This window comes from Plantibacter sp. Mn2098 (assembly GCF_049319745.1).
Classification (GTDB): Bacteria; Actinomycetota; Actinomycetes; order Actinomycetales; family Microbacteriaceae; genus Plantibacter.
In genome coordinates, this window is record NZ_JBMOUH010000007.1 from 26,616 (window position 1) to 52,377 (window position 25,762).

Annotated in this window: 26 protein-coding genes; all 26 read left to right on the plus strand. The window is 68.4% G+C overall.

Annotation, left to right across the window (positions count from 1 at the left end):
• Positions 1–32 precede the first annotated feature (32 nt).
• Positions 33–1,253, plus strand: a complete 1,221-nt coding sequence (gene aroC / locus ACL9RL_RS11710; protein ID WP_422780431.1) for a chorismate synthase — start codon at positions 33–35, stop codon at positions 1,251–1,253.
• A gap of 88 nt (positions 1,254–1,341) precedes the next feature.
• Entirely contained in the window at positions 1,342–1,809 is a 468-nt protein-coding gene (locus ACL9RL_RS11715; protein WP_422780678.1) for a shikimate kinase, read from the plus strand.
• Complete coding sequence (gene aroB / locus ACL9RL_RS11720) at positions 1,806–2,885, plus strand: 3-dehydroquinate synthase (RefSeq protein WP_422780432.1); 1,080 nt, start codon at positions 1,806–1,808, stop codon at positions 2,883–2,885. Before ACL9RL_RS11715 ends, aroB begins: the two co-directional genes overlap by 4 nt.
• 22 nt (positions 2,886–2,907) lie before the next feature.
• Positions 2,908–3,351: a type II 3-dehydroquinate dehydratase gene (locus ACL9RL_RS11725; protein ID WP_422780433.1), complete on the plus strand. Its 444-nt coding sequence runs from the start codon at positions 2,908–2,910 to the stop codon at positions 3,349–3,351.
• A gap of 188 nt (positions 3,352–3,539) precedes the next feature.
• On the plus strand, positions 3,540–4,103 hold the full coding sequence (efp, locus tag ACL9RL_RS11730; RefSeq protein ID WP_422780434.1) for an elongation factor P: 564 nt from the start codon (positions 3,540–3,542) through the stop codon (positions 4,101–4,103).
• Positions 4,103–4,519, plus strand: coding sequence for a transcription antitermination factor NusB (nusB, locus tag ACL9RL_RS11735; protein WP_422780435.1), 417 nt, complete (start codon positions 4,103–4,105; stop codon positions 4,517–4,519). Before efp ends, nusB begins: the two co-directional genes overlap by 1 nt.
• A gap of 28 nt (positions 4,520–4,547) precedes the next feature.
• Positions 4,548–4,934: a VOC family protein gene (locus ACL9RL_RS11740; protein WP_422780436.1), complete on the plus strand. Its 387-nt coding sequence runs from the start codon at positions 4,548–4,550 to the stop codon at positions 4,932–4,934.
• 79 nt (positions 4,935–5,013) lie between these two features.
• A complete protein-coding gene (pyrR, locus tag ACL9RL_RS11745) occupies positions 5,014–5,610 on the plus strand; it encodes a bifunctional pyr operon transcriptional regulator/uracil phosphoribosyltransferase PyrR (protein ID WP_422780437.1) in 597 nt (198 codons plus the stop codon).
• On the plus strand, positions 5,607–6,566 hold the full coding sequence (locus ACL9RL_RS11750) for an aspartate carbamoyltransferase catalytic subunit (protein ID WP_422780438.1): 960 nt from the start codon (positions 5,607–5,609) through the stop codon (positions 6,564–6,566). The genes pyrR and ACL9RL_RS11750 overlap by 4 nt, the downstream gene beginning before the upstream one ends.
• Positions 6,559–7,944, plus strand: a complete 1,386-nt coding sequence (locus ACL9RL_RS11755; RefSeq protein WP_422780439.1) for a dihydroorotase — start codon at positions 6,559–6,561, stop codon at positions 7,942–7,944. The genes ACL9RL_RS11750 and ACL9RL_RS11755 overlap by 8 nt, the downstream gene beginning before the upstream one ends.
• Positions 7,934–8,461, plus strand: a complete 528-nt coding sequence (locus ACL9RL_RS11760) for a hypothetical protein (protein ID WP_422780440.1) — start codon at positions 7,934–7,936, stop codon at positions 8,459–8,461. The genes ACL9RL_RS11755 and ACL9RL_RS11760 overlap by 11 nt, the downstream gene beginning before the upstream one ends.
• Complete coding sequence (gene carA, locus ACL9RL_RS11765; protein WP_422780441.1) at positions 8,458–9,678, plus strand: glutamine-hydrolyzing carbamoyl-phosphate synthase small subunit; 1,221 nt, start codon at positions 8,458–8,460, stop codon at positions 9,676–9,678. Before ACL9RL_RS11760 ends, carA begins: the two co-directional genes overlap by 4 nt.
• Complete coding sequence (gene carB / locus ACL9RL_RS11770) at positions 9,678–12,971, plus strand: carbamoyl-phosphate synthase large subunit (protein ID WP_422780442.1); 3,294 nt, start codon at positions 9,678–9,680, stop codon at positions 12,969–12,971. Before carA ends, carB begins: the two co-directional genes overlap by 1 nt.
• Positions 12,968–13,831, plus strand: a complete 864-nt coding sequence (gene pyrF, locus ACL9RL_RS11775; protein ID WP_422780443.1) for an orotidine-5'-phosphate decarboxylase — start codon at positions 12,968–12,970, stop codon at positions 13,829–13,831. Before carB ends, pyrF begins: the two co-directional genes overlap by 4 nt.
• A 58-nt stretch (positions 13,832–13,889) precedes the next feature.
• The gene (gmk, locus tag ACL9RL_RS11780; protein WP_422780679.1) at positions 13,890–14,768 is read left to right on the plus strand and encodes a guanylate kinase; all 879 of its coding nucleotides are present in this window, start codon (positions 13,890–13,892) and stop codon (positions 14,766–14,768) included.
• A 68-nt stretch (positions 14,769–14,836) separates the two neighbouring features.
• Entirely contained in the window at positions 14,837–15,094 is a 258-nt protein-coding gene (rpoZ, locus tag ACL9RL_RS11785) for a DNA-directed RNA polymerase subunit omega (protein ID WP_422780444.1), read from the plus strand.
• A 222-nt stretch (positions 15,095–15,316) separates the two neighbouring features.
• On the plus strand, positions 15,317–16,510 hold the full coding sequence (gene metK / locus ACL9RL_RS11790; RefSeq protein ID WP_422780445.1) for a methionine adenosyltransferase: 1,194 nt from the start codon (positions 15,317–15,319) through the stop codon (positions 16,508–16,510).
• A 26-nt stretch (positions 16,511–16,536) separates the two neighbouring features.
• Positions 16,537–18,471, plus strand: coding sequence for a primosomal protein N' (locus ACL9RL_RS11795; protein WP_422780446.1), 1,935 nt, complete (start codon positions 16,537–16,539; stop codon positions 18,469–18,471).
• Positions 18,472–18,526: 55 nt separating this feature from the next.
• A complete protein-coding gene (fmt, locus tag ACL9RL_RS11800; protein ID WP_422780447.1) occupies positions 18,527–19,441 on the plus strand; it encodes a methionyl-tRNA formyltransferase in 915 nt (304 codons plus the stop codon).
• Positions 19,438–20,880 (plus strand): RsmB/NOP family class I SAM-dependent RNA methyltransferase, encoded by a 1,443-nt coding sequence (locus ACL9RL_RS11805; RefSeq protein WP_422780448.1) that lies wholly within the window; start codon positions 19,438–19,440, stop codon positions 20,878–20,880. Before fmt ends, ACL9RL_RS11805 begins: the two co-directional genes overlap by 4 nt.
• Positions 20,881–20,943: 63 nt before the next feature.
• Positions 20,944–21,612, plus strand: a complete 669-nt coding sequence (rpe, locus tag ACL9RL_RS11810) for a ribulose-phosphate 3-epimerase (RefSeq protein ID WP_422780449.1) — start codon at positions 20,944–20,946, stop codon at positions 21,610–21,612.
• 184 nt (positions 21,613–21,796) lie between these two features.
• A complete protein-coding gene (locus ACL9RL_RS11815; RefSeq protein ID WP_422780450.1) occupies positions 21,797–22,060 on the plus strand; it encodes a phosphoribosyl-ATP diphosphatase in 264 nt (87 codons plus the stop codon).
• Positions 22,061–22,180: 120 nt separating this feature from the next.
• Positions 22,181–23,020: an ATP phosphoribosyltransferase gene (gene hisG / locus ACL9RL_RS11820; protein WP_422780451.1), complete on the plus strand. Its 840-nt coding sequence runs from the start codon at positions 22,181–22,183 to the stop codon at positions 23,018–23,020.
• A gap of 11 nt (positions 23,021–23,031) precedes the next feature.
• The gene (gene hisF, locus ACL9RL_RS11825; protein WP_422780452.1) at positions 23,032–23,793 is read left to right on the plus strand and encodes an imidazole glycerol phosphate synthase subunit HisF; all 762 of its coding nucleotides are present in this window, start codon (positions 23,032–23,034) and stop codon (positions 23,791–23,793) included.
• Complete coding sequence (gene hisI / locus ACL9RL_RS11830; protein ID WP_422780453.1) at positions 23,793–24,209, plus strand: phosphoribosyl-AMP cyclohydrolase; 417 nt, start codon at positions 23,793–23,795, stop codon at positions 24,207–24,209. The genes hisF and hisI overlap by 1 nt, the downstream gene beginning before the upstream one ends.
• Before the next feature lie 19 nt (positions 24,210–24,228).
• Complete coding sequence (locus ACL9RL_RS11835) at positions 24,229–25,761, plus strand: anthranilate synthase component I (protein ID WP_422780454.1); 1,533 nt, start codon at positions 24,229–24,231, stop codon at positions 25,759–25,761.
• Position 25,762: the final 1 nt, after the last annotated feature.

The window sequence follows — 25,762 nt, forward strand, 5'->3', positions numbered from 1 at the left end:
AGCACCCCCTCCTCCTATGGAAAGATGGACCCATGCTTCGTTGGCTCACTGCCGGAGAGTCTCACGGCCCGGAACTCATCGCCGTCATCGAGGGGCTCCCTGCGGGGGTCCCCGTTTCCATGGACGGCATCCGTGCCGACCTCGCACGTCGGAAGCTCGGTTACGGCCGAGGATCGCGTATGAAGTTCGAACAGGACGAACTCGCGATCTCCGGCGGCGTCCGCCACGGCTACTCGATGGGCAGCCCCATCGCCGTGCGCATCGGCAACACGGAATGGCCGAAGTGGATCGAGGTCATGAACCCCGAGCCCGTCGAAGAGACCGAACGCTCCCGTGGACGCAACGCGGCGCTCACCCGCCCGCGCCCCGGCCACGCGGACCTCGTCGGCATGCAGAAGTACGGCTTCGACGAGGCCAGGCCGGTCCTCGAGCGCGCGAGTGCGCGTGAGACCGCCGCGCGTGTCGCCCTCGGCGCCGTCGCGAAGGCGTTCCTCGCCGAGCTGGACATCACCCTCGTGAGCCACACCCTCTCCATCGGCCCCGTCCGCGTCCCAGAGAACAGCGCGTTGCCGTTGCCGTCGGACGTCGACGCCCTCGACGCCGATCCGCTGCGCTGCTTCAACCCGGCCACCTCTGAGCTGATGGTCGCCGAGGTCGACGACGCGAAGAAGGAGGGCGACACGCTCGGCGGCGTCGTCGAGGTCCTCGCGTACGGCCTGCCGCCGGGGCTCGGCTCCTACGTGCACTGGGACCGTCGCCTCGACGCGCGCCTCTCGGCCGCACTGATGGGCATCCAGGCGATCAAGGGCGTCGAAGTCGGAGACGGCTTCCTCACGACGACCCGCCGTGGTTCCGCTGCACACGATGAACTGGTGCAGGAGGACGGCGAGATCGCCCGTGTGAGCGACCGCGCCGGCGGAACAGAGGGCGGCATGACGACCGGGACGGTACTGCGCGTCCGTGCCGGCATGAAGCCGATCGCCACCGTCCCGCACTCGCTGCGCACGATCGACATCGCGACGAGCGAGGCCGCGACCGCACACCACCAGCGTTCCGACGTCTGCGCCGTCCCCGCTGCCGGCGTTGTGGCGGAGGCCATGGTCGCGCTCGTCCTCGCCGAGGCCGTTCTGGAGAAGTTCGGCGGCGACAGCGTCTCGGAGACCAAGCGCAACCTCACCGGTTACCTCCAGGCGATCCCGGAGAACCTGCGCACGCGCGGCGACGACGGGGACCGCGCTCCGTCGCATGTCTGAGGTCGACGCTGCTGCTGCAGCCGATCAACAGGGTCACGACCAGGAAACGGCTGACGGCATCGCGCTGCCGATCGTTCTGATCGGACCGATGGGGGCTGGGAAGACCCGCGTCGGCAAGCGACTGGCCAAAGCGCTCGGGGTGCGGTTCATCGACACCGATGCCGTCATCCAGAGCGAACACGGCGTCATCCAGCGCATCTTCGACGAGCACGGAGAAGCCCACTTCCGCGGACTCGAACGGGACGCGGTGGCCGATGCGCTCGCCCAGCCTGCCATCGTCTCGCTGGGCGGAGGAGCCGTCCTCGACGAGCGCACGCAGCAGGACCTCACGGAAGCGCGGGTCGTCCTGCTGACGGTCACCGCTGAAGCGGTCCTCGCCAGGGCGAACCTCGACAAGCGACCGCTGCTCAAGGATGATCCGGGGGCGTGGACACGCATCGCGGAGGCCAGACGCCCCATCTACGAACGCCTCGCGACCGTGACGTTCGACACCTCACACCGCCCGATCCAGGGCATCGTCGACGAACTCGTCGTCTGGGCGAAGGAGCAGGAATGACCACCGACCGCACCGTCATCGAGGTCACCGGCGATTCGCCGTACCCCATCATCATCGGCCACGGCCTGCAGGGGGAGATCGTCGAGCACCTCGGCACCGGCGTCGCCCGGGTGCTCATCGTGCACCCGCCGACACTGGGGGAGAAGGCCGCCCGCCTGCGCGAGTCGCTGCTCGAACACTACGAGGTCCTCCTCGCCGAGATCCCGGACGCCGAAGCCGGCAAGCGTGTCGAGGTCGCCGCGTTCTGCTGGGGCGTGATGGGGCAGTCGAACTTCACCCGCACCGACGCCGTCATCGGATTCGGCGGAGGCGCAGTGACCGACCTGGCCGGCTTCGTTGCCGCGACCTGGCTGCGCGGGGTCAAGCTCATCCAGATCCCGACCACCGTGCTCGGCATGGTCGACGCCGCGGTCGGCGGGAAGACCGCCATCAACACGGCGGAGGGCAAGAACCTCGTCGGAGCGTTCTACGCGCCGGCCGCCGTCATCAACGACCTCGACACGCTCGACACCCTGCCGAAGAACGAGATCCTCGCCGGCTACGCCGAGGTCGTGAAGGCCGGATTCATCCGCTACCCGGAGATCCTCGACATCGTCGAGGCCGACGTCGACCGTGCCACCGACCCGACCACGCCGGAGTTCCGCCGCGCCATCGAGCTCGCGATCCAGATGAAGGCCGACGTCGTCAGCGAGGACTTCACCGAGCAGGGGCTGCGGGAGATCCTCAACTACGGGCACACGCTCGGGCACGCCATCGAGCACACCGAGCGGTACCAGTGGCGGCACGGAGCCGCCGTCGCCGTCGGCATGATGTTCGTCGCGGAGCTCTCCCGCCTCGCCGGCCGACTCTCCGACGAGGCCGTCGACCGCCATCGCCGCGTCCTGGAGCTGCTCACCCTCCCGGTGTCGTACCCCGTCGGCAGATGGAACACGCTGCTCGCGACGATGCAGCGGGACAAGAAGACCCGCGGATCGATGCTGCGCTTCATCGTCCTCGACGACATCGCGAAGCCCGTCGTCCTGCAGGGCCCTGACGCCTCGCTCCTGTTCGCGGCCTACCAGGAGATCGGTTCCTGACGGGACCGATACGCTGATCATCATGACGACCGTCCTTGTCCTCAACGGCCCAAACCTCGGACGCCTCGGCAGCCGGGAACCCGACGTCTACGGCGCCGCGGACCTCGATGCGCTCCGCGCCTACCTGGAGGCGAGCGCCCCGGTCGGGACCGCCATCGATCTGCGGCAGACGGACGACGAGGCCGAACTCATCGCCTGGCTGCACGGAGCGGTCGACGCCAGGACGCCCGTCATCCTGAACCCGGCGGCATTCACGCACTACAGCTACGGACTGCGCGATGCCGCAGCACTCGTCACGAAGGCCGGTGTGCCGCTCATCGAGGTGCACATCTCCAACCCGCACGCGAGGGAGACGTTCCGGCACACGAGCGTGATCTCCGGAATCGCGACCGGGGTCATCGCCGGGTTCGGCTTCGACTCGTACCGGCTCGCGCTCGACGTCATCGTGCGCCGCGCAGCTTCCTGACGGTCTGCCGACCCACGGAGGCACCCGCGCAGACGCGCGGTGATGCGCCCTGACGCTCGCTGAAGCGCCCGCGGCGACAAGCCGCGGAACCCGGCTATTCGTGACCTCACGCCGCGAGCGGCTACACTCGTTCGTTGGGTCGTCTCCGGCCGTACACCTTCTTCCACCACGAACGGACAATCTCTCGCATGGCATCTACCGCTGACATCAGAAACGGCGTCGTCCTCAACATCGACGGCCAGCTCTGGACCGTGATCGAGTTCCAGCACGTCAAGCCGGGCAAGGGCGGCGCGTTCGTTCGCACCAAGATGAAGAACATCATGACCGGCAAGGTCGTCGACAAGACGTACAACGCCGGCACGAAGATCGAGATCGAGAACGTCGACCGCCGCGACTTCACCTACCTGTACGCGGACGGCGACGCCTACGTGTTCATGGACACGAGCGACTACGACCAGATCACCATCCCCGCCGTCATCGTCGGCGACACCAAGAACTTCCTCCTCGAGAACCAGGCCGTCACGGTCGCGCTCAACAACGGCAACCCGCTGTACGTCGAGCTCCCGGCATCGGTCATCCTCGAGGTCACCTACACCGAGCCGGGCCTGCAGGGCGACCGCTCGACCGGCGGCACGAAGCCCGCGACCGTCGAGACCGGCTACGAGATCCAGGTCCCGCTGTTCCTCGAGACCGGCACCAAGGTCAAGGTCGACACGCGGACGGGCGACTACCTCGGTCGCGTCAACGACTAGTGAGCGCTCGGACGAAAGCGCGCAAGCGCGCCCTCGACCTGCTCTACCAGGCCGACCTCCGCGACATGACGCTCGCTGAGATCCTCTCGGCCGAGGCGCAGCGCGCCGTGAGCGAACCCGACCGCGAGGCGTCCTGGATGTACGCGCGGGAGATCGTGGACGGCGTGGCGGACCACTCCGAGGAGATCGACGAGCAGATCGAGACGTACTCGCAGGGATGGACGCTCGCGCGCATGCCAGCGGTCGACCGTGCGATCCTGCGCATCGCGATCTGGGAGATCCTGTTCAACCCCGAGGTGCCGCACGGCGTGGCGATCGATGAGGCCGTCGAGGCCGCGAAGACGCTGTCGACGGAGGACTCCTCCGGATTCATCAACGGACTGCTCGGCAAGATCTCGCAGATCAACCCGCGCTGACCATCGCACAGACACCCGGACGGACGACGTGGAACTGAAGCGTGTGCACCACATCGCGATCATCGCGAGTGACTACGAGGCGTCGAAGCGGTTCTACCAGGACGTGCTCGGCTGCGAACTCCTCACCGAGGTGTACCGCGCCGAGCGCGACTCCTGGATGGGCGACCTCGCCCTGAACGGCGAATACCTCATCGAGTTGTTCTCCTTCCCGGACTCTCCGGCACGGGTGAGCGGCCCTGAAGCGCTCGGCCTCCGCCACCTCGCGTTCGCGGTCGACGACGTCGACGCGTGCCACGCGGAACTCGTCGGCAAGCAGGTCAGGGTGGAGGACGTCCGCGTCGATCCGCACACGGGCCGCAAGATGCTGTTCTTCTTCGACCCGGACGGCCTGCCGCTCGAACTGTACGAAGCCTGAGTTCAGACGTTCGTGCTCGTGCGGGACGCACGCCCCGCGGCGGCCGTCCCGCACGAAAACGTACGTCTGACTGATATGGTTGAACCATCAGACAACCTTTAAGAGCCGTCCAGAGAGACGGAGAAGGGAGTCGGCGATGAGCGCACGAATCGTGCTGCAACAAGCTGACATCGCACGGGCATTGACTCGGATCTCCCACGAGATCCTGGAGTCCAACCGTGGAGCAGAACACCTCGTCATCCTCGGCATCCCGACCCGCGGAGTGATCCTCGCGAGTCGGATCGCCGCGATCATCACCGAGATCTCCGGAACCGAGATCTCCTCCGGGTCGCTCGACATCACGATGTACCGCGACGACCTGCGTCGGCAGCCGACACGCGTCCCGCAGCCGACGACGCTCCCGGCCGGCGGGATCGACGGGACAACGGTCGTCCTCGTCGACGACGTGCTGTACTCGGGACGGACCATCAGGGCAGCCCTGGATGCGCTCACCGACCTGGGACGACCGCGCGCCGTTCGGCTCGCGGCCCTTGTGGATCGCGGCCACCGCGAGCTTCCCATCCGCCCCGACTTCGTGGGGAAGAACCTGCCCTCCTCCCAGTCGGAGCGCATCTACGTGCGCCTCGAAGAACTCGACGGCGAAGAATCCGTCTCGATCGACGGGAGTGCGGCATGAGACACCTCCTGTCCACCAAATCGCTCACCCGTGACGAGGCGGTGAGCATCCTCGACGTCGCAGAGGACATGGCCCAGACGCAGGAGCGCGAGGTCAAGAAGCTCCCGACCCTTCGCGGCAAGACGGTCGTCAACCTGTTCTTCGAGGACTCCACACGCACGCGCATCTCCTTCGAAGCCGCTGCGAAGCGCCTCTCAGCCGACGTCATCAACTTCAGCGCCAAGGGTTCGAGCGTCTCGAAGGGCGAGAGCCTCAAGGACACCGCCCAGACGCTCATGGCGATGCACGCCGACGCCGTCGTCATCCGCCACCCCGCCTCTGGCGCGCCGCAGACCCTCGCCGCGAGCGGCTGGATCGACGCCGGCATCCTGAACGCGGGCGACGGCACCCACGAACACCCGACGCAGGCGCTCCTCGACGCGTTCACGATGCGCAAGCGCCTGCACGGCGACGCCTCCCGCGGACGCGGACTCGACGGCGTGACCGTCACGATCGTCGGCGACATCCTGCACTCGCGCGTCGCCAGGTCGAACGTGTGGTTGCTGCACACCCTCGGCGCCGAGGTGACCCTCGTCGCTCCGCCGACGCTCCTCCCGGTCGACACGAGGCACTGGCCGGCGACGATTAGGTACGACCTGGACGACGCGATCGCCGAGGACCCGGACGTCCTGATGATGCTCCGAATCCAGTCGGAGAGGATGCATGCGGCGTTTTTCCCCAACAGCCGGGAGTATTCGAGGCGTTGGGGCCTCGACGACGAACGAATGGGGCGTCTCGGTCCGACTAGCATTGTGATGCACCCCGGACCGATGAACCGCGGTCTGGAGATCTCGTCCGGGGCTGCGGATTCACCGCAGTCAACGGTGCGGGAGCAGGTCGCGAACGGCGTGTCCGTTCGCATGGCCGCCCTGTACCTGCTGCTGTCAGGTGATCGAGAGGAAAACGAACGTGTCTGAAGCATCGAACGCCACGAGGCCGGCCGAGGCCGGAGCCGCGACGCTCATCGTCGGCGCGACCCTCGCCGACGGCAACCGCACCGACCTGCTCGTGCGCGACGGCCGCATCGTCGAGACCGGTTCGGGTCTGTCGGCTGCAGGTGCAGACGTCATCGACGCGGACGGCCTGATCGCACTGCCCGGCCTGGTCGACCTCCACACGCACCTGCGGGAGCCGGGCTACGAGCAGAGTGAGACCGTGCTGACCGGCACGCGCGCCGCCGCCGCCGGTGGATTCACGGCTGTCTTCGCGATGGCCAACACCTCACCGGTCGCAGACACCGCCGGCGTCGTCGAGCAGGAGCAGTCGCTCGGCGAGCAGGCCGGATTCGCGACGGTGCAGCCCATCGGCGCCGTGACCGTCGGGCTCGCGGGGGAGCGGCTCGCCGAACTGGGCGCCATGGCGTCCTCCCGGGCGAAGGTCCGCGTCTTCTCCGACGACGGCTTCTGCGTCTCAGACCCGCTGCTCATGCGCCGTGCGCTCGAGTACGTCAAGGCGTTCGACGGCGTCATCGCCCAGCACGCCCAGGAGCCCAGGCTCACGGTCGGCGCCCAGATGAACGAGGGAGCCCTCTCCGGCGAACTCGGTCTCACCGGCTGGCCGGCCGTCGCCGAGGAATCGATCATCGCCCGCGACGTCCTGCTCGCGGAGCACGTCGGCTCACGCCTCCACGTCTGCCACGTCTCGACAGCGGGTTCCGTCGATGTCCTGCGCTGGGCGAAGTCGCGTGGCATCGATGTCACGGCGGAGGTCACGCCCCACCACCTGCTCCTCACGGAGGACCTCGTCGCGAGCTACGACTCCCGGTACAAGGTCAACCCGCCACTGCGCCGCGCCGAAGACGTGCAGGCGCTCCGCGAAGCCCTTGCGGACGGCACGATCGACATCGTCGCGACCGACCACGCCCCGCACCCCCTCGAAGCGAAGGACTGCGAGTGGGATGCAGCGGCCAACGGCATGGTCGGGCTCGAATCGGCGCTGTCCGTCGTCCACGCGGCGATGGTCGAGACCGGACTGCTCGGCTGGGAGGACGTCGCACGCGTCCTCTCGACGACACCGGCGCGCATCGGCCGCATCTCCGGTCACGGCGAACCGCTCGCGGTCGGCGCCGCAGGCGAGATCGTCCTCTACGACCCCGCAGCGTCCCGTCCGTTCGGCACGGAGCGCCTCGCCGGCAAGGGCGTCAACTCGCCCTACCTCGGACGATCGCTCCCCGGCCGAGTCGTCGCGACCTTCCACCGCGGGTACGCGACCGTCCTCGACGGCACGGTCCTGCCCTCGGACGTCGTCGCAGCATCGGCGTCCCGGTTCCTGCAAGGGGCGCCGCGTGGACACTAGGATCCTGGCCGCGATCATCGTCGGCATCGTCCTCGTCGGCATCCTCGCTCTGATGCTCTTCGCCTGGCGACGACGGGTGACCCGCGATGGGGCGATCGCCGTCTCGGCCGAGGTGCCGGAGCCGCGTCCCGTCGCGTCCTCGACGGCCACGGTCCTGTACGTCGCGACCAGCCGCCGCGACGAGCCGATCGAACGCCTCGCCCTGCCCGGCCTGGCCTACCGGTCGAAGGTCACCCTCGAACTCAGCGACGCCGGCGTCATCATCGACGTGCCAGGCGACCGCTCGACGTTCATCCCCGTCGCAGCGATCGAGTCCGTCGGCCAGGCGAGCTTCACGATCGACCGGGTCGTCGAACGCGACGGCCTCATCGTCATCGCGTGGTCCCCGGCCCCCGACGTCCAGGCCGACAGCTACTTCCGCGTCCTCGATCAGGCAGACCGACGACGGATCATCGACACCATCACTCACATCACCCCGGCACTCCGGGACTCACGACAGCACAACGAGAGCGCATGATGACCTCCTCAACATTCACCCCGCCCAGCCCAGCAGTCCTCGTCCTCGAGGACGGGAACCGATTCGTCGGTCACGCATACGGCGCAACGGGCCGCACCCTCGGCGAGGCCGTGTTCTCCACCGGCATGACCGGCTACCAGGAGACGCTCACCGACCCGTCCTACGCCGGTCAGATCGTCCTCATGACGGCCCCGCACATCGGCAACACCGGCGTCAACCGCGAAGACATGGAATCCTCCCGCGTGTGGGTCGCCGGATACGTCGTGCGCGACCCATCACGCGTCGTCTCCAACTTCCGGGCCGACCGCAGCCTGGACGACGAGCTGACGGGCGACGGCATCGTCGGCATCAGCGGCATCGACACGCGCGCCGTCACACGCCACATCCGTTCAGCCGGATCGATGCGCGCCGGCATCTTCTCCGGCGCCGACTTCGAGCTCTCCGGGGCTGAACAGCTGAGCCTCGTCCGCGCCGGCGTCCAGATGGAGGGCCTCAACCTCTCCGCAGAAGTCTCGACGCCCGAGCAGTACACGGTGGAGGCGACCACGGAGCGCATCGGCTCGGTCGCCGTCCTCGACCTCGGCATCAAGACCTCGACGGTCAACTACCTCGCGCAGCGCGGCTTCGACGTCATCGTCCTGCCGCAGACGGTCACCTCGGAAGAGATCCTCGCGCTCGAGCCGTCGGCGCTGTTCTTCTCGAACGGCCCAGGCGACCCGGGGGCGAGCGACCGCCACGTCGCGCTCCTGCAGGACGTGCTCCGCGCCGGCGTGCCGTACTTCGGCATCTGCTTCGGCAACCAGCTCCTCGGCCGCGCGCTCGGCTTCGACACCTACAAGCTGCCGTTCGGGCACCGCGGCATCAACCAGCCGGTGCTCGACAAGGCCACCGGGCGCGTCGAGATCACCGCGCAGAACCACGGCTTCGCCGTCGACCTGCCCATCGAGGGTCAGCACGACACTCCCGCCGGCTTCGGTCTGGCCGAGGTCAGCCACTACAGCCTCAACGACCACGTCGTCGAGGGCCTCAACTGCATCGACATCCCCGCGTTCTCCGTGCAGTACCACCCGGAGTCGGCCGCTGGGCCGCACGACGCGAACTACCTCTTCGACCGTTTCCGTGACATGGTCCTGAACCGCGGCACCGCCCGCGCACAGGACGTCGCCTCCGAAACCGTCACCACAGACAGCACCGCCACCACCGAGGAGAACAACTAGTGCCCAAGCGCGACGACATCAACAGCGTGCTCGTGATCGGCTCAGGGCCGATCGTCATCGGGCAGGCCGCCGAGTTCGACTACTCGGGAACCCAGGCGTGCCGGGTGCTCCGCGAGGAAGGCGTGCGCGTCATCCTCGTCAACTCCAACCCGGCCACGATCATGACCGACCCGGACTTCGCGGACGCGACCTACGTCGAGCCCATCACGTGGGAGGTCATCGAGACCATCATCGCCAAGGAGAAGCCCGACGCGATCCTGCCGACCCTCGGCGGGCAGACGGCGCTCAACGCGGCCATCCAGCTGCACGAGCACGGCATCCTGGAGAAGTACGACGTCGAGCTCATCGGCGCCAACTTCGAAGCCATCAACAAGGGCGAAGACCGCCAGATCTTCAAGCAGCTCGTGCTCGACGCGGGTGCAGACGTCGCTCGTTCGCACATCGCGCACACGGTCGACGAGGCCGTCGGCTTCGCAGAGGACCTCGGCTACCCGCTCGTCGTCCGTCCGTCGTTCACGATGGGCGGCCTCGGCTCCGGCTTCGCGTACAACGAGGAGGAGCTGCGCCGCATCGTCGGCGACGGCCTCCACCAGAGCCCGACGACCGAGGTGCTCTTGGAGGAGTCCATCCTCGGCTGGAAGGAGTACGAGCTCGAGCTCATGCGCGACACGGCCGACAACACGGTCGTCGTCTGCTCGATCGAGAACGTCGACCCGGTCGGCGTGCACACCGGCGACTCCATCACGGTCGCGCCTGCGCTCACGCTCACCGACCGCGAGTACCAGAACATGCGCGACATCGGCATCGACATCATCCGCGCCGTCGGCGTCGACACGGGCGGCTGCAACATCCAGTTCGCGATCGACCCGACGAACGGCCGTGTCATCGTCATCGAGATGAACCCGCGCGTGTCCCGTTCGAGCGCCCTCGCCTCGAAGGCGACCGGCTTCCCGATCGCCAAGATCGCGGCGAAGCTCGCCATCGGCTACCGTCTCGACGAGATCCCGAACGACATCACGAAGGTGACGCCTGCGAGCTTCGAGCCGACGCTCGACTACGTCGTCGTCAAGGTCCCCCGCTTCGCGTTCGAGAAGTTCCCGGCGGCGGACCCGACCCTCACGACGACCATGAAGTCCGTCGGCGAGGCGATGGCCATCGGCCGCAACTACGCGACCGCACTGCAGAAGGCGCTCCGTTCGCTCGAGAAGCGCGGATCGAGCTTCCACTGGGGCGATGAGGACCGCACGGTCGAGGAGCTCCTGGAGATCAGCACGGTCCCGACCGACGGCCGCATCGTCGTCGTGCAGCAGGCGCTGCGCAAGGGCGCGACGTCGGAGCAGGTCTTCGAGGCCACGAAGATCGACCCGTGGTTCATCGACCAGATCATCCTGATCAACGACGTCGCCGAGTACATCCGCACCGCGGAGCGTCTCGACACCGAGGTGCTGCGCAATGCGAAGAACCACGGATTCTCCGACGCCCAGATCGGTCAGCTCCGCGGCTTCGGCGAGCAGGAGGTGCGCGAGGTGCGTCACATCCTCGGCGTCCGCCCGGTCTACAAGACGGTCGACACCTGCGCGGGCGAATTCCCCGCGCTCACGCCGTACCACTACTCGAGCTACGACCAGGAGACGGAGGTCGCCCCGAGCGACCGCCGCAAGGTCGTCATCCTCGGCTCCGGCCCCAACCGCATCGGCCAGGGCATCGAGTTCGACTACTCGTGTGTGCACGCCTCGTTCGCACTCCAGGGTGCCGGCTTCGAGACGATCATGATCAACTGCAACCCCGAGACGGTCTCGACCGACTACGACACGAGCGACCGGCTCTACTTCGAGCCGCTCACGCTCGAGGACGTCCTCGAGGTCATCGACGCGGAGAGCCAGTCAGGCGAACTCGTCGGAGTCGTTGTGCAGCTCGGCGGCCAGACGGCTCTCGGTCTCGCAAAGGGGCTCGAAGCGGCCGGCGTCCCCATCCTCGGCACGACCCCCTCGGCGATCGACCTGGCTGAGGAGCGAGGCCAGTTCCAGGAGATCCTCGACGCCGCAGGCCTCATCGCCCCGCGCAACGGCACCGCGATCGAGATCGAGGGCGCACTGCGCGTCGCTGAGGAGATCGGCTACCCGGTCCTCGTCCGCCCGAGCTTCGTGCTCGGCGGTCGTGGCATGGAGATCATCTACGACAACGCGTCGCTCACCGACTACTTCGTCCGTATTGAGGACCAGGGCATCGTCGGCCCGCAGCAGCCGCTGCTCGTCGACCACTTCCTCGACGACGCCATCGAGATCGACGTCGACGCGCTGTTCGACGGCGAGGAGCTGTACATCGGTGGTGTCATGGAGCACATCGAGGAGGCCGGCATCCACTCCGGCGACTCGAGCTGCACCCTGCCGCCCGTCTCCCTCGGCCGCGCCGAGATCGACCGGGTGCGTGAGGCGACGCTCGCGATCGCCCAGGGCATCGGCGTCCGCGGCCTGCTGAACGTGCAGTTCGCGATCGGCGCAGGCATCCTCTACGTCATCGAGGCGAACCCTCGTGCGTCGCGCACGGTCCCGTTCGTCTCGAAGGCGCTCGGCATCCCGCTCGCGAAGGCCGCGTCGCTCATCATGACCGGCTCGACCGTCGCCGACCTCAAGGACAGCGGACTGCTCCCGCCCGTCGACGGGTCCCGCGTCCCGATCGACTCGCCCGTCTCCGTCAAGGAGGCCGTGCTGCCCTTCAAGCGCTTCCGCACGAAGACCGGCCAGATCGTCGACAGCGTCCTCGGCCCTGAGATGCGCTCCACCGGCGAGGTCATGGGCATCGACAAGGACTTCCCGCGCGCGTTCGCGAAGTCGCAGGAGGCCGCGTACGGCGGACTGCCAACGAGCGGAACCGTGTTCGTGTCCGTCTCGGACCGCGACAAGCGTTCGATCATCCTGCCCGTGCTGCGCCTGCAGCAGCTCGGGTTCGAGATCCTCGCGACCGACGGCACCGCTGAGGTGCTGAACCGCAACGGCATCAGCGCGCGCACCGTCCGCAAGTACAGCGAGGCCCAGGGCGAAGAGGACATCGACGGTTCGATCGTCGACCTCATCAACCGCAACGAGGTCGACATCGTGATCAACACGCCGTCCGGCCGCTCCGCGCGCGCCGACGGCTACGAGATCCGCGCGGCCGCCGTCGCGGCGGACAAGCCGCTGTTCACCACGATCGCCCAGCTCACCGCCGCCGTCGCCTCCTTCGAGGCGCTCGGCTCCGGCTTCGAGGTCCGTTCGCTCCAGGAGTATGCACTCGATCGGGCCGCGCGCTCGTGACCTCCCGGTTCGGAGACCGGCTCGAAGGCGTGTTCCACGCGTCGGGGAGGTTGTGCGTCGGCATCGACCCGCACCGCTTCCTCCTCGACGCGTGGGGGCTGCCGGACACGGCCGCCGGAGCGGAGTCGTTCGGGCTCACGGTGGTCGAGGCCACCGCTGGGCGCGCCGGCATCGTCAAACCGCAGATCGCCTTCTACGAACGGTTCGGCGCTGCGGGGTACCAGGCACTCGAACAGGTGCTCGGTGCTGCGCGATCGGCCGGCCTGCTCGTGATCGGCGACGTCAAGCGCGGCGAGATCGGCACGAGCATGGAGGCCTACGGTGAAGCCTGGCTGACGCCGGGCCACCCCCTCGAAGTCGATGCGATGACCGTGAACCCGTACCTGGGATTCGGTTCGTTCCAGTCGACGTTCGACTACGCGGAGGCCAACGGCAAGGGCGCGTTCGTCCTGACGGCGACGTCCAACCCGGAGGGACGGACGGTGCAGCTCGCAGCAGACCCTGCCACGAACAGGTCGGTGGCGCGCTCGATCGCCGACTCGATCGGCGACTGGAACCTCTCCCACACGCCCGGGGCGGGGTTCGGCTCGATCGGCGCCGTCATCGGTGCGACGCTCGACCTCGACGAGTTCGGCCTGGCCGATGCGACGTCGGTGGGGGAGCGTACGGTGGTGATGCCGGTGCTCGCCCCCGGGTTCGGACATCAGGGGGCACGCGTCGAGGACGCGACCAAGATCTACGGCGCCGCAACGGCAGGCGTCATCGTCTCCGAGTCGAGGAGCATCCTCGGAGGCGGCCCGGCGGGCCTGGCAGGCACCGTCGAACGAACAGCAGACAACGTGAGGACCGCAATTGGCTGAGGCCGAAGACACCAACCAGGGCCGTTCGGCCGACACACCGGGCGCTGCGCCGCGCCCCATGCCGGAGGTCGACCGCGCCGCTGCATCCCGTGAGGCCGTGCGGAAGCGTCGCGCGCGCGCGACGGTCAAGGCGTCCATCGCCTCTGGAGCACGCACCGCGCTCGATGTCCTCGACACCGCGACACGCGAGCCGGCAGGCATCGAGGGCAGCATCCGGGTGACCGAGTACCTGTTGAGCATCCCGAGCATCGGCGTCACGAAGCTCAACCGGATCCTCGAAGCGCTCGAGATCTCGCCGGTCAAACGCCTCGGCGGACTCGGACGGCTGCAGCGCGACCGCTTGCGCGAGTTCATCGTCGAGCGTCAGCCGAAGCGTCGCAGGAGTCGACTCGTCGTCCTCGCCGGCCCGACCGCGGTCGGCAAGGGGACGGTCGCGGCCTACATCCGCGACCACTTCCCGGAGGTGCACCTGTCGGTGTCGGCCACGACGCGTCATCCGCGTCCAGGCGAGGTCGAGGGCGTCAACTACTACTTCGTGTCCGACGAGGGCTTCGACCGGCTCATCGACCAGAACGAGCTCCTGGAGCACGCGACCGTGCACAACGCGTTCCGCTACGGCACGCCGCGCGCGCCCATCGACCGCGCCCTCGCGGCAGGAGACAGCGCACTGCTCGAGATCGACATCCAGGGCGCACGCCAGGTCAGGGCTGCCATGCCGGAGGCGACCCTCGTGTTCCTGCTGCCGCCGAGCTGGGACGAACTGGTCCGCAGACTCGTCGGCCGCGGCACTGAGGACGAAGAAGAACGCGAGCGCCGACTGCGCACCGCGAAGGTCGAATTGGCGGCCGCAGACGAGTTCGATTACCGCGTTGTGAACGACGACGTGGCCCGCGCGGCCCAAGAGGTCGTAGACTTGATGAAGATTCACGGGGAATGAAGTCCGAGCGGCACCCCGCATCGAACCCCTCTCATCCCCGAACAACCACACGAGGAGTGTGACCCAGCATGGCTGACAAGCTCAAAGGCATCATCGATCCGCCCATCGACTCCCTGCTCACCAAGGTCGAGTCGAAGTACGCACTCGTGATCTTCGCGTCCAAGCGCGCACGTCAGATCAACGACTACTACGCCGACCTGCACGAGGGAAGCCTCTTCGACAACGTCGGGCCGCTCGTCGACTCGTCCGTCGAGGACAAGCCGCTGTCGATCGCGCTCCACGAGATCAACGAGGACAAGCTCCAGGTCCGCCCCTCCGGCGAATAGTTCCTCCTCGAGGTCCGCCAGCCCGTCTCGAACGTGCTGGCGGACTTCGTCGTTTCCGACCACCCTCAGCAGCGCGTAACACACACCTCCGGGTGTCCGAGGCCCGCGTTATAGTGTGTGAGGCCCGGCAGAACGCCGTCGGCCGCCCGCTCGCAGAGCCGATCCGTGACCGACGGACGCTCGTCGCTGCTGCACGGCACACCACCCACACTGGGAGACCGCATGACCGATCTGCGCCTGTTCACCTCCGAATCCGTGACCGAGGGCCACCCGGACAAGATCTGCGACCAGATCTCGGACAGCATCCTCGACGCACTGCTCGAGGAAGATCCGGCCAGTCGCGTCGCCGTGGAGACGCTCGTCACCACGGGGCTTGTGCACGTCGTCGGCGAGGTGTCCACAAGCGGCTACGTCGACATCCCCACGATCGTCCGCGACCGGGTGAAGGCCATCGGCTACACCTCCTCCGACATCGGTTTCGACGGCGACTCGTGCGGCGTGTCCGTGTCCATCGGTTCGCAGTCAGCCGACATCGCGGCCGGCGTCGACCACGCGTTCGAGTCTCGTGAGGAGTCCAGCAAGGACTCGTACGATCTGCAGGGCGCCGGCGACCAGGGCATCATGTTCGGCTTCGCCACCCGTGAGACCCCGCAGCTGATGCCGTTGCCCAGCTGGATCGCGCACCGCCTCGCCGAGCGGCTCGCCGAGGTCCGCAAGTCCGGTGAGCTGGACTACCTCCGTCCGGACGGCAAGACCCAGGTCACGATCGGGTACGACGGCATCGTCCCCAAGACGGTCGAGACCGTGGTCGTGTCCACGCAGCACAACCCGGGCGTCTCCACGGAGCAGCTGCGTCGCGACGTCGCTCGCCTTGTCATCGCCCCTGTGCTCGAGACGGTCGAACTCGACAGCTCGAACGTCCGCCACCTGATCAACCCGACCGGCATCTTCGTCGTCGGCGGCCCGAAGGGCGACGCCGGGCTCACCGGCCGCAAGATCATCATCGACACCTACGGCGGCGCAGCCCGCCACGGTGGAGGAGCCTTCAGCGGCAAGGACCCGTCGAAGGTCGACCGCTCGGCCGCCTACGCCATGCGCTGGGTCGCGAAGAACGCCGTCGCGGCAGGATTCGCGGAGCGTCTCGAAGTGCAGATCGCCTACGCGATCGGCAAAGCGGCGCCCGTCGGCCTGTATGTCGAGACGTTCGGTACCGGCCACGTCCCGGACGCCACGATCACGAAGGCGATCCGTGAGGTCTTCGACCTGCGACCGGCTGCGATCATCAACGACCTCGATCTCCTGCGTCCCATCTACACGGCGACGGCGGCGTACGGCCACTTCGGCCGTGAACTGCCCGACTTCACGTGGGAGCGTCTCGACCGGGTGGAGGCTCTGCAGAGCGCTGCAGGGGTCTAATGGTGGCTGGGGCGAAGGTTGCCCGGGTGGTGCTCGACTCTCCGCTGCCCCAGCTCGACCACCTGTTCGATTACGGGATTCCGGAGGAGCTCAGCGAGGACGCCGTGGCAGGCGCACGGGTGACTGTCTCGCTCCGTTCAGCCGGCAGGGTGGCGTCGGGGTTCATCGTCGGACTGGCGGATTCGAGCGAGTTCGGCGGGACGCTCAGCCCGCTGCAATCGGTGGCTTCGCCCGTCCCGGTGCTCACACCTGAGCTGTGGACGCTCGCCCGGAAGGTCGCCGACCGGAGCGCCGGAAGCGCGATGGATGTCCTGCGTCTCGCCATTCCGCCGCGTCAGGTGCGCGTCGAGAAGGCATGGCGGGCGACGCCGGAGCCGGAGGCGCCGACGGTGGCGAAGCGCCCGGTGCCCGGGTACGCGGCCGGAGTGCTTGACCGGCTCGTGCCAGGCGACCGCATCGCGTTGAGCGCCGTTCCGGCCCTCACGACGGCCGACGACGGATCCTCCGTCCCGAACTGGGCGTTCACCTTCGCTGCCCTCGCCATCAACCAGCTCGCGGACGGCCGCAGCAGTGTGCTCGCCGTGCCTGATTATCGTGACGAGGAACACCTGCTGACGGCGCTCCGCACGCTCGGCGCGGACGAGTACACCTACCGGACGGACGCCAGGCAGACGCCAGCGGAACGCTACCGTTCCTACCTGTCCGGCCTGTGGGGCGTGCCACGCATCGTCGTCGGCAACCGCTCGGCCGTGTACGCCCCGACGCACGCCCTCGGATTGCTTGCGATCTGGGACGACGGCGATCCGCTGCACCAGGAACAACTGGCGCCGTACGTGCACGCACGTGATGTCGCACTGGTGCGCCAGGGGGAGACCGGGGCCGCGCTCGTGATCGCGTCGCACTCTCGCAGCACGGAGGCACAACGTCTCGTCGAGCTCGGATTCCTCTCCGACGTGCAGCCGTCGCCTCCTGCCCGGCCGAGGGTCATCGCGTCGAAGCCGGACGAGGACGACACCATGACGAGTCAGGCGCGCATCCCCACACGAGCATGGCGGGCCGTGGACGAAGCGCTGCACAGCGGCCCCGTGCTCGTCCAGGTGGCACGGCCGGGTTACGCGCCGCACGTCGCGTGCCGTCGATGCGGGACGCGCGCGCACTGCGCCGTGTGCCAGGGGCCGTTGCTGCTCGCGACGAGCCGCAGCCAGCCGTCCTGCCGATACTGCGGCGCGATCGCGACCAGGTGGGCGTGCACGGAGTGCGGCGATCACGGGCTCCGGGTGACGGCCGCCGGCACCGGCCGCACGGCCGAGGAGTTGGGGCGGGCGTTCCCGAAGACCAAGATCATCGTGTCCGACGGCGAGACGCCGAAGTTGCGGGTCGGTTCGGAGTCCGCGCTCGTCATCGCGACGCGCGGTGCAGAGCCGGTCGCCGACGGCGGGTACCGTGCCGTCCTCCTCGTGGACGCCGACCGGATGCTCGCGCGAGAATCCCTGCGTGTGGCTGAGGACTGCCTGCGCTGGTGGTCGAACGCCGCCGCGCTCGGCGCCCGGGATGCGCCGGTGCTCCTGATCGGCGTCGACGCACCGGTCGCGACGGCGCTCGCCCTCTGGCAGCAGCCCCGGTTCGCGAGCGAGGAACTGGCGGAGCGGCGCGCCCTCGGCTTCCCGCCGGCGGTCAGGACCGCGACCATCAGCGGCCGCAGGGATGCCGTGGATGCCGCGCTGGGGGAGTTGCCCCCGGAATGGAAGCGGCGCGTCCTCGGCCCGACGACCACGGAGGACGGCGACAGCGTCGCGATCGTGCGGGTGGACTACCGCCACGCGACCGACGTCGCCGAGAACCTGCGCGCCTCGGTCATCGCATCCGCAGCGCAGCGCAGACGACCGACCCCCGGCAGGCGGCAGGCGCGCCCCACGCCTACACTCAAAGTACGATTCGACGATCCGGAGATGCTGTCATGATCCACCCCACCCGCCCCCGCAGCGAGAGCCGCCCGGCCGGATCGGCAGCGATCGCGTGAGGCTCGTCTTCGCAGGGACCCCGGCCGTCGCCGTGCCGACGCTCGAAGCGCTCGTCGCGAGCGATCACGAGGTCGTCGCCGTCGTGACGCGCGAGGACGCGCCGGTCGGGCGGAAGCGTGTCCTCACGCCGTCGCCCGTCGCAGATGCGGCGGCCCGCCTCGGCATCCTCGTCGTCAAGGCGAACCGCCTCGACGACGAGGTGACGGCTCGGATCGCCGCGCTCGACCCGGATCTCGGCGTCATCGTCGCGTACGGCGGCCTCGTGCGGGAGCCGCTGCTGTCCACGCCGAAGTATGGCTGGATCAACCTGCACTTCTCCCTCCTGCCCGCCTGGCGGGGTGCCGCACCCGTGCAGCGCTCCATCATCGGCGGCGACCGCGTCACCGGTGCATCGGTGTTCCAGCTGGTTGCCGCGTTGGACGCCGGCCCGGTGTTCGAGGAGCTCGAAGTCCCGATCGGCGATGCAGAGACGGCCGGTGAGCTCCTCGATCGTCTCGCCGACCTCGGCGGAGCCCTGACGCTGCGAGTGGTAGACGGCATCGCCGACGGCACGGCCGTCTCCGTCGAGCAGGAGGGGGAGCCGACCCTCGCGCCCAAGCTCGGCAGCGACGACGCGCGGATCGACTGGAGCGCAGACGCCGTCACGGTCGATGCGCTCATCCGCGGGGTGACGCCTGAGCCAGGTGCGCACACGAGCATCGACGGTGCCCGGTTGAAGATCCACCGGGCGACCCGCACGGACGCGGAGCCGCTCGCGCCAGGACACATCACCCAGCGGGGCGGCGAGATCCTCGTCGGCACCGCAACAACACCGCTTCGGCTGCACACCGTGCAACCGGCCGGGAAGACCGCCATGCCGGCAGCCGACTGGTGGCGCGGCATCGACACGGAGAGCCTGGTGGCATCATGACGAACCGCGAACCACGTCACGAGACGCCGCGGGGCCGGCAGCGGCCCGCGCGACAGGTCAACGCCGGGACCGCGCAGCCGGCGCGGCGCATCGCCTTCGACGTCATCCGCGCGGTCAGCGAATCCGACGCGTATGCGAACCTCCTGCTTCCGCACCGGCTCAACGAGGCCAAGCTGTCCGCGGCCGACGCCGGCCTCGCCACCGAGCTGACCTACGGGACGCTCCGGATGCGCGGTTACTACGACCGCGTCATCGAGCGTGCAGCCTCGCGTCCGGTCGCCGAGATCGATCCGGCCATCCTGGACGTCCTCCGCCTCGGCACGCATCAGCTCCTGTCGATGCGCGTGGCGAGCCACGCAGCCGTCAACGAATCGGTCGAACTCGCCCGGAGCGCAGGCTCACGATCGGCGGCCGGCTTCGTCAACGGCGTCTTGCGGGCGATCACCCGCACGGAACCCGATGCCTGGCAGTCCCTGATCCTCGGCGACTCCACGGGGGAGATCGACCGGCTCGCCACGCGGTACGCCCATCCGTCGTGGGTCGTTCGCGCCATCAAGCAGTCGCTCGACCTGCAAGGACGCGGTGACGAGCTGGAGGAGGCACTCGCGGCGGACAACCTCGCGCCGCAGGTCAACTTCATCGCACTCCCGGGCCTTGCGACACGCCCGGAGGAGGCGACCCCCAACCGGTTCTCGCCCTTCGGCTTCCGATCTGGCGGCGGCGATCCGCTGTCGACCGTCTCCGCAAGCGGCGGAACGCTGCGTGTGCAGGACGAGGGCTCGCAGTTGGCCGCCCTCGCGCTCTCCCGCGTCCGACCGGTCGAACCGGGCGAGCAATGGCTCGACGTATGCGCGGGACCGGGAGGGAAGGCTGCGCTGCTGGCCGCCGAGGCGCTCGCAGGTGGAGCGGAGCTCGACGCGAACGAGCTCGTTCCGGCACGCGCCAGACTCGTGGAGCGCGCGATCGAGGCCGTTCCGTTGCCGGTCGTGGTGACGACGGAGGACGGCACGACGCTCGGCGCCTCCAGGACGGGTCATTACGACCGCATCCTGCTCGACGCGCCCTGCACGGGTCTCGGAGCGCTCAGACGACGCCCGGAAGCCAGATGGCGGAAGACGCCGAAGGACGTGTCCGAGCTCACGAAGCTGCAGGGTGCGCTGCTCGACTCGGCGCTCGACGCCCTCGCGCCCGGCGGCATCGTCGCGTACGTGACGTGTTCGCCGCACGTCGGCGAGACTGCGCTGATCGTCGAGAGCGCGCTGCGGACCCACCCAGGCGTCGAGCGTCTCGACACGCAGGCCGTCCTCGACGGTGTGACCGGTGAACCGCTCGACGCGGCAGCGCCTGGCGGGGCTGTCCAGCTGTGGCCGCACCGCCACGGCACCGACGCGATGTTCATCGCACTGCTGCAGAAGCCGTTCGACCAGCCGGTCGGCTGACGGCGAGCGGGCGTCGCTGCGGTCGTGATCGTCGACCACCGCGACGCTCGCTAGGCTCGATGTATGGCCGTACGCATCAACCCGAGCATCCTGTCCGCCGACTTCGTCAACATGGAGCGTGATCTCGGACGCATCACCTCCGCAGATCTCGTGCACGTCGACGTGATGGACAACCACTTCGTCCCGAACCTCACGTTCGGGCCGCAGATGGTCCAGCGGATCCAGGACGTCTCCGCGATCCCGCTCGACATCCACCTGATGATCGAGGACCCGGATCGTTGGGCTCCCGGATACGCGGAGATCGGCGCCTACTCGGTGACGTTCCACGCCGAGGCCGTCGCCGATCCGGTCAAGCTCGCCCGCCGCCTGCGGGAGATCGGCTCCCGCGCGGGCATCGCCCTGAAGCCGGGCACCCCGGTCGAGTCCTATCTCGAGCTGCTGCCCGAGTTCGACCAGGTCCTCGTGATGACGGTCGAGCCCGGATTCGGCGGCCAGTCGTTTATGGGGGAGACCATGCCCAAACTGGAGCTGCTCTCGGCCGAGGTCGCGCGCACGGGACTCGATGTGTGGCTGCAGGTCGACGGCGGCATCACGGCCGATACGATCACGATCGCCGCGGAGGCCGGGGCCGACACCTTCGTCGCCGGTTCCAGCGTCTTCGGCGGCATCGATCCCGCAGCCAACATCGCGACCCTGCGCGCGGCGGCAGCCGCCCACCAGCACACTCACTAACCCGCCCGTCCGCCCCGTCCGCCCGCCTGCCTACCCGATCCACGCTCGCGAGCTGGCAGTTGTGGCTGGAACGGCCATGCCGGAACCCGCCACGAGTGACAGTTCGCGGGCCGAAAGCTGGCCGAAAGCGGGCCGGGGACGCGAGGCGGCACGGGGGACGTTCAGGAACCGGTAGCCTTGGAGGGTGAAAACCTTCGACGAGCTGTTCGACGAGCTGCAGATGAAGGCCGAGACTCGGCCAGAGGGTTCCGGCACGGTCCGTGAACTCGATTCCGGCGTGCACGGCATCGGCAAGAAGATCGTCGAAGAGGCTGCAGAGGTCTGGATGGCAGCCGAATACCAGACCGACACCGAGACCGCTGAGGAGATCTCCCAGCTGCTCTACCACGTACAGGTGCTGATGGTCGCGAAAGGCCTGACCCCGGCCGACGTGTACCGACATTTGTAGGAACGCCGCTCCAGGCGCGCCCCAGCAGGGCGCGCCGCATCGGATCCGTCCCACCGGACGACCACGAGCGCTGCGTGACCACCACGTCGACACACCACACACCTACACGAAAGTCACCCCATGCTGAGAGTTGCGGTGCCCAATAAGGGTTCGCTGTCCGAGATCGCCATCGAGATGCTGCAGGAGGCGGGTTACGCCACCAGGCGGGACACGAAGGAACTGCACGTCGTCGACGCCAAGAACGGTGTCGAGTTCTTCTACCTGCGTCCGCGCGACATCGCGACGTACGTCGGATCCGGTGCCCTCGACGTCGGCGTCACCGGTCGTGACCTCATGCTCGACTCGCACTCGCCGGCAGCAGAGCTGGCATCCCTGGGCTTCGGCAACTCGACGTTCCGATTCGCCGGCCCCGCCGAGCGTTTCCAGAAGCTCGAAGACCTCGACGGCACGCGCATCGCCACGAGCTACCCCGGCCTCGTCGGCGGCTTCCTCGACGCCGCGGGCATCAGCGCAGAGCTCGTCCGTCTGGACGGCGCCGTCGAGTCGGCTGTGCGCCTCGGTGTGGCCGATGCCGTCGCCGACGTCGTGGAGACCGGCACGACCCTCCGCAAGGCGGGCCTCGACATCTTCGGTCCCGTCATCCTGGAGTCGACGGCCGTCCTCATCACCTCACCGGAGGTCAAGGCGGGAACCGACACGCTCCTCCGCCGCCTGCAGGGCGTGCTCGTCGCCCGTCGCTACGTCCTCGTCGACTACGACCTGCCCGTCGCGCTGCTCGAACAGGCGAGCGAGATCGCGGCCGGCATCGAGTCACCGACGGTCTCTCCGCTCCGCGATCCGGAGTGGGTCGCCGTGCGCGTGATGATCAAGCGCACGGATGCGAACGAGGTCATGGACCGCCTGTACGAGCTGGGCGCCCGCGCCATCCTCGTCACGGCGATCCACGCCGCCCGCTTGTAGGAAGGACGATCATGTCCCTCGCAACCCGGGTCATCCCGTGTCTCGACGTGGCCGACGGCCGCGTCGTCAAGGGCGTCAACTTCCTCGATCTGCGTGATGCAGGCGATCCCGTCGAACTCGCCAGGAAATACTTCGAGCAGGGTGCGGACGAACTCACCTTCCTCGATGTCACGGCAACCGTCGCCGGACGAGACACCACCTACGACCTCGTGAGCCGCACGGCCGAGCAGGTCTTCATCCCGCTCACCGTCGGGGGTGGAGTGCGTTCGGTCGACGACGTCTCACGTCTGCTCGCGAGCGGCGCGGACAAGGTCGGCGTGAACAGTGCGGCCATCGCACGCCCTGAACTGCTCGGCGAGATCGCCGACCGGTTCGGTGCCCAGGTGCTTGTGCTCTCGCTCGATGTGAAGCGTGCGGCAGGAACACCGTCCGGGTTCGTCGTGACGACGCACGGCGGTCGCACGGAGACCTCCATCGACGCCCTCGAGTGGGCGAAGGAGGCGATCGAACGCGGCGCAGGGGAGCTGCTGGTGAACTCGATCGACGCCGACGGCACCAAGGCCGGCTTCGACACGGAGCTCATCACCCTCATGCGCGGCGTCAGCTCGGTGCCGGTCATCGCCTCCGGCGGCGCCGGCAAGGTCGAGGACTTCCCACCGGCCATCGCCGCCGGTGCGGACGCCGTGCTCGCGGCGAGCGTCTTCCACTCCGGCGAACTCACGATCGGCGACGTCAAGCAGGAGCTCTCGGCAGCAGGATGGACGGTTCGGTGATGGGCGCGGAAACGACGACCGGTGTGACGGGCGCGGTGACCGGCCCGGTATCGGGCACCGAGGAGATCCTCGCGAGCCTCGTGTTCAACGACCACGGCCTGCTTCCGGCGATCATCCAGCAGTGGGACTCCCGTGAGGTGTTGATGCTCGGCTGGATGGACGCGGAAGCCGTCCGCAGGACACTCTCGGAGGGGCGCGTCACGTTCTGGTCCAGGTCTCGGCAGGAGTACTGGCGCAAGGGGGACACCTCCGGACACGTCCAGTACGTGCGTCGAGCGGCCTACGACTGCGATGGGGATACCCTGTTGGTGGAGGTCGACCAGGTCGGCGCAGCATGCCACACCGGCACACGCACCTGCTTCGACGGACGGACGCTCGATGCGGTCGTCGGCTCCGCGGAACACGCAGGCCACTGATCGCCGTCTGGAGCACGTCATGACGATTCCCACAACGGGAACGACCACCCAACGAGAGTTCGACCGGCTCGCGTCGGACCGTCGGGTGATCGCGGTCGTCCGGACGCTCTTCGCCGACGGCGAGACGCCCGTCGGCATCTACCGGAAGCTCGCGCTCGGCAACCCGGGGACGTTCCTCCTGGAGTCCGCCGAGCAGGGCGGCATCTGGTCCAGGTTCTCCTTCGTCGGCGTCTCGTCGTTCGGCGTGCTCACGCAGGAGGGCGACACGGCCGCCTGGATCGACTACGGCCTGTCCGCGAAGCGTGCCCTCGGTGATGTGACCGGCCTCGGCCCGCTCCAGGTCCTCGAACAGCTCTACGACCGTTGGCAGACGACGCCACCGCCAGGACTCCCGCCGCTCACGGGCGGCCTCGTCGGCTTTGTGGGCTGGGAGGCGATCAGGCAGATCGAACGGCTGCCGAACCGGCCGGTGCAGGAAGTCCGTGTCCCAGGGCAGGCGTTGTCGTTCGCTGCGGACGTCGTCGCCATCGACCACCGCGACGGCACCGTGCATCTCATCGCGAACGTGCTGAACGACGGTCTCGAACCGGCGCAGGCGCTCTGGCGCGAAGCGCAGACGCGACTCGACCGGATGCAGCGGAAGCTCGCAGAACCGGCGGAGGCCTGGCTCGCAGACCTCGACTTCGCAGCCGAGCCGGCGCCGAGCCATCGAACGGCGAAGTCCGACTTCCTCGCATCGGTCGACACGGCGAAACAGCACATCAGGGACGGCGACGTCTTCCAGGTGGTCGTCTCGCAGCGGTTCGATCAGGAGTGCACGGCCGACCCCATCGACGTGTATCGCGTGCTGCGCAGCCTCAATCCGAGCCCGTACATGTACCTCCTCGCTCTGGACACGGCTGACGGCCGGCCGTACACGATCGTCGGATCCTCACCGGAGGCGCTCGTGAAGGTGCAGGACGGCAGGGCTTTGACGCACCCCATCGCCGGTTCGAAGCCGCGTGGTGCGACGCCTGAGGCGGATGCCGACCTCGAAGCAGAACTGTCCGGCGACGCGAAGGAGCGCGCTGAGCACCTCATGCTCGTCGACCTCGCCCGCAACGACCTGTTGAAGGTGTGCGAGGCCGGGACGGTCGAGGTGACCGAGTTCATGCGCGTCGAACGCTTCAGCCACATCATGCATCTGGTCTCCAGCGTGGAGGGGACGATGCGTGACGACTTCTCGCCCATCGACGTCTTCCGTGCCACGTTCCCGGCGGGAACGCTCTCCGGCGCGCCGAAACCGCGTGCGCTCGAGATCATCGACGCCCTGGAACCCGCACAACGCGGCGTCTACGGCGGCGTCGTCGGTTACTTCAGCTTCTCGGGCGACCTCGATCTCGCGATCGCGATCCGCACCGCGACGATCATCGACGGCACGGCCCACGTGCAGGCCGGCGGTGGACTCGTCGCCGACTCCGACCCGGCGAGCGAGTACCTCGAATCACAGAACAAGGCCGCAGCGCCCCTCCGCGCCGTCGCCATCGCGAACAGTATGGAACGAGTACGCTGAC

Excerpts from the sequence above, each read along its gene's own strand:
- aroC (WP_422780431.1), top strand. The coding sequence starts at position 33 with ATGCTTCGTTGGCTCACTGCCGGAGAGTCTCACGGCCCGGAACTCATC.
- ACL9RL_RS11715 (WP_422780678.1), top strand. The coding sequence starts at position 1,342 with ATGGGGGCTGGGAAGACCCGCGTCGGCAAGCGACTGGCCAAAGCGCTC.
- aroB (WP_422780432.1), top strand. The coding sequence starts at position 1,806 with ATGACCACCGACCGCACCGTCATCGAGGTCACCGGCGATTCGCCGTAC.
- ACL9RL_RS11725 (WP_422780433.1), top strand. The coding sequence starts at position 2,908 with ATGACGACCGTCCTTGTCCTCAACGGCCCAAACCTCGGACGCCTCGGC.
- efp (WP_422780434.1), top strand. The coding sequence starts at position 3,540 with ATGGCATCTACCGCTGACATCAGAAACGGCGTCGTCCTCAACATCGAC.
- ACL9RL_RS11750 (WP_422780438.1), top strand. The coding sequence starts at position 5,607 with ATGAGACACCTCCTGTCCACCAAATCGCTCACCCGTGACGAGGCGGTG.
- carA (WP_422780441.1), top strand. The coding sequence starts at position 8,458 with ATGATGACCTCCTCAACATTCACCCCGCCCAGCCCAGCAGTCCTCGTC.
- gmk (WP_422780679.1), top strand. The coding sequence starts at position 13,890 with ATGCCGGAGGTCGACCGCGCCGCTGCATCCCGTGAGGCCGTGCGGAAG.
- rpoZ (WP_422780444.1), top strand. The coding sequence starts at position 14,837 with ATGGCTGACAAGCTCAAAGGCATCATCGATCCGCCCATCGACTCCCTG.
- metK (WP_422780445.1), top strand. The coding sequence starts at position 15,317 with ATGACCGATCTGCGCCTGTTCACCTCCGAATCCGTGACCGAGGGCCAC.
- ACL9RL_RS11805 (WP_422780448.1), top strand. The coding sequence starts at position 19,438 with ATGACGAACCGCGAACCACGTCACGAGACGCCGCGGGGCCGGCAGCGG.
- rpe (WP_422780449.1), top strand. The coding sequence starts at position 20,944 with ATGGCCGTACGCATCAACCCGAGCATCCTGTCCGCCGACTTCGTCAAC.
- hisG (WP_422780451.1), top strand. The coding sequence starts at position 22,181 with ATGCTGAGAGTTGCGGTGCCCAATAAGGGTTCGCTGTCCGAGATCGCC.
- hisF (WP_422780452.1), top strand. The coding sequence starts at position 23,032 with ATGTCCCTCGCAACCCGGGTCATCCCGTGTCTCGACGTGGCCGACGGC.
- hisI (WP_422780453.1), top strand. The coding sequence starts at position 23,793 with ATGGGCGCGGAAACGACGACCGGTGTGACGGGCGCGGTGACCGGCCCG.
- ACL9RL_RS11835 (WP_422780454.1), top strand. The coding sequence starts at position 24,229 with ATGACGATTCCCACAACGGGAACGACCACCCAACGAGAGTTCGACCGG.